This is a genomic window from Paenibacillus forsythiae T98, from assembly GCF_000520735.1.
Classification (GTDB): Bacteria; Bacillota; Bacilli; order Paenibacillales; family Paenibacillaceae; genus Paenibacillus_AQ; species Paenibacillus_AQ forsythiae.
Genome location: NZ_ASSC01000215.1, coordinates 1 through 803 on the forward strand (window position 1 = coordinate 1; position 803 = coordinate 803).

The following is an 803-nucleotide window of genomic DNA, read 5'->3' on the forward strand; positions in this document are numbered from 1 at the left end:
ATAGGCGTTGTAAGGTGCCTTCTGCTGATTATCATCCTGTATGTGGGAACTGGTCTTAGCCCGAGCAGCGATTTGGCGCGCTATATCGAAGAATCACCGGTATACCGTCAGAGCGTTGAGTCGCTCATTGAGCCGGTGACCGGTACAGCCGTACAGGATAAGCTTCCGGTGCTGACCAAGGCGGTCGCTGCGGAAATGAACGATATTCTCCGGCGCAAGTATGAAATTATCGACCGGGACGTTTCCTCTGATATTACCGCCGCCGCAGCGGATATTGCCGGAAAGGCGGAGAGCGACGAAGACAAAGCGCGGCTGCTCTACGACTGGGTTGGAACGAGAATTTCCTACGATTACGCCAAAGCGGAGAACTACGAGCAGAACCGGATTTGGAAAGAACAGACGCCGCAGGACACCTTCGATACCCGTCTTGGGGTGTGCATCGATTATGCGCGGCTGTATGCTGTAATGGCCAGGTCTCAGGGACTTGACGTGCGGGTGGTGACCGGGCGCGGCTATGACGGCCGGGGAGGCTACGGGCCACATGCCTGGAACGAGGTGTATATCCCGAAGCGGGAAGCCTGGATTCCGCTCGATTCTACCTGGGCGAGAAGCGGGGATTGGTTCAACCCTGCGGATTTTGATTCCACGCATATCAAAGAAAGTGTGCTTTGAAGCATTAGAGCATGACTTCGCTTGTGATACAATGGATGGGGTCTGATGACGAAGCTGCCCCGTCCCGGCATTTATTTTTATTATAAAGGAGAGAACAAAGTGAGCCTTTTTCGCAAGCAGGGCTCGCCCTC

At 54.4% G+C, this 803-nt stretch carries 1 protein-coding gene; it reads left to right on the forward strand.

Annotated elements, in window-relative coordinates; genetic code table 11:
- The coding region (locus L692_RS0107490) for a transglutaminase domain-containing protein (RefSeq protein WP_025698595.1) at positions 1 to 672 on the forward strand (672 nt) is incomplete at its 5' end.
- Between the last annotated feature and the right edge of the window lie 131 nt (positions 673 to 803).